Source organism: Actinoplanes sp. NPDC048791 (genome assembly GCF_040650095.1).
Taxonomy (GTDB): Bacteria; Actinomycetota; Actinomycetes; order Mycobacteriales; family Micromonosporaceae; genus Actinoplanes.
Genome location: NZ_JBEZGQ010001396.1, coordinates 1 through 1767 on the forward strand (window position 1 = coordinate 1; position 1767 = coordinate 1767).

3 protein-coding genes and 1 riboswitch are annotated in these 1767 nt (G+C 73.2%); of the genes, 2 read left to right on the forward strand and 1 reads right to left on the reverse strand.

Annotation, left to right across the window (positions count from 1 at the left end; all coding sequences use genetic code 11):
- Nucleotides 1–349 (reverse strand): S8 family serine peptidase (locus AB0C29_RS46710; RefSeq protein WP_360834601.1); only part of this gene is annotated, 349 nt, incomplete at its 3' end.
- 142 nt (nucleotides 350–491) lie between these two features.
- Nucleotides 492–564, forward strand: a riboswitch (cobalamin riboswitch).
- A 61-nt stretch (nucleotides 565–625) separates the two neighbouring features.
- Between AB0C29_RS46710 and AB0C29_RS46715 the strand changes: the two genes are divergently transcribed.
- Both AB0C29_RS46715 and AB0C29_RS46720 read left to right on the forward strand, forming a co-directional pair.
- On the forward strand, nucleotides 626–832 hold the full coding sequence (locus AB0C29_RS46715; RefSeq protein WP_360834603.1) for a CbtB domain-containing protein: 207 nt from the start codon (nucleotides 626–628) through the stop codon (nucleotides 830–832).
- Nucleotides 823–1608 carry a CbtA family protein gene (locus AB0C29_RS46720; RefSeq protein ID WP_360834605.1) on the forward strand — a complete coding sequence of 262 codons (786 nt, stop codon included), beginning with the start codon at nucleotides 823–825 and terminating at the stop codon, nucleotides 1606–1608. The genes AB0C29_RS46715 and AB0C29_RS46720 overlap by 10 nt, the downstream gene beginning before the upstream one ends.
- Nucleotides 1609–1767 lie beyond the last annotated feature (159 nt).

Genomic DNA, 1767 nt, shown 5'->3' on the forward strand with positions numbered 1-1767 from the left:
CGGCGATGAGACCGGCCACGGCCGTGCCGTGCCCGACACAGTCCTGGCGCCCGGTCGCGTCGCCGTGCAGGAAGTCCCGGCCGGCGGCGACCCGGTCACGCAGCTGCGGGTGGGTTGCGTCCACGCCGGAGTCGATGACCGCGACGCGCACGCCGGCGCCGGTGGCGAACGGGGCGAGCCGTTCCGGGGCGAACAGCTGCGTCTCGTACGGCTTGGCCGCGCTGACCTTGGCCGGGCCCGGCAGGGTGGGGCAGACGAAGGCCCGGGCCTGGGCGGGCGCGGCCGGCAGCAGCACGGCGGCCACCCCGGTCAGCGCACCCAGCGCCGCCGTCACCCTGTGCAACCTCATCGCCACTCCCCCGCACCACGACCGGCTTGGATGTTACCGAGCCGGGCCCCGCGGCGGTGACCCGGAGGCTGTGAGCACCGGCTCGATTGACCGGTTCCGGCGCTCGCCGCTAGGTTGTGGGGACCATCTGCGGCGTCGTGAGGGAAACCGGTGGGAATCCGGTGCGGTCGCGCCACTGTGAACGGAGCCCTGCGGGGTTCCGTGAGTCAGGACGCTCACACGTACGCAGGCCTGTTGAACGGGACGCGTCATCCCGGTAGGAGGTCTGACCCAGTCATGTCGAACAACACTCAGTCGGTACGCCCGCTGAACCCGCCCGCTATCTCACCGCGGGTGCTCTGGACCGCCGTCGGCGCGGTCACCATGCTTCTGCTGCTGGCCTACCTGGTCGCCTTCGACCAGGGCGCGGTCTCGCAGAGCGGTATGTACCTGCACGAGCTCATGCACGACGGCCGTCACCTGCTCGGCGTGCCGTGTCACTGAGCTCGGCCCGCACCACCCCCACCTACGGCGCCATCCTGCTGCGGGGCCTGCTGGCCGGCCTGATCGCGGGTCTGCTGGCGGGCGTGTTCGCGTACGCCACCGGGGAGAGCCGGATCGACGCGGCCATCGCCATCGAGGAAGCCGCGGCCCACGCGGAGACCCCGGGCGCGGCCGACGACGGTCACCACGACGAGGAGCTCGTCTCCCGCACCGGCCAGAAGGGCGGCCTGTTCCTGGCCACGGCCCTGTACGGCGTGGCGATGGGCGGGTTGCTCGCGACGGCGTACACGTTGCTGCGCCGGCGGTTGCGCACCTCCAGCGACTCCCGGGCGGCCTTCGGGCTGGCCGGGGCGGCCCTGCTCGGCATCGTGCTGGTGCCGTTCGTGAAGTATCCGGCGAATCCGCCCGCGGTCGGTGATCCCGCGACGATCAACCAGCGCACCATCGGCTGGCTCTCGGTCGTGGTGATCGGGGTGGTCGCGGTCTGGGCCGGGGTGCTGGCGTCCCGCTCACTGCGCGCGGGCGCGCCGGAGTGGCTGCGGGCGGCGGCGGCGCTGGGCGGTTTCCTGGTGGTGGTGGCGATCGGGTACGTGCTGTTGCCCACGTTCGACGAGGTGCCCGACACGTTCCCGGCGAGCCTGCTGTGGACGTTCCGGCTGGCCTCGCTCGGCACCCAGGTGACGTTGTGGTCGGCGCTGGGGCTGGCTTTCGCGGCGCTGCTGGACAGGCTGGCCAAGCGGGTGCCGGCCGAGCAGTCCGGGGCCGTGACCGTGTGAGCGGTGTGCGGCTGCTCGCCGCCGCGACCACCCCGGCGCTGCGCCGGGCGGTCTTCGCCGGCGACGCCGACGATCTCGATGCCCGGACGGCCGGGTTGGGGGGGCTGGGCAGGATCACGTCGATGTCGGCGTACCGCTCGACCAGCCGGCGGACCGCGG

Coding starts and splice junctions, on each gene's coding strand:
- AB0C29_RS46715 (WP_360834603.1), top strand. CDS start 626: ATGTCGAACAACACTCAGTCGGTACGCCCGCTGAACCCGCCCGCTATC.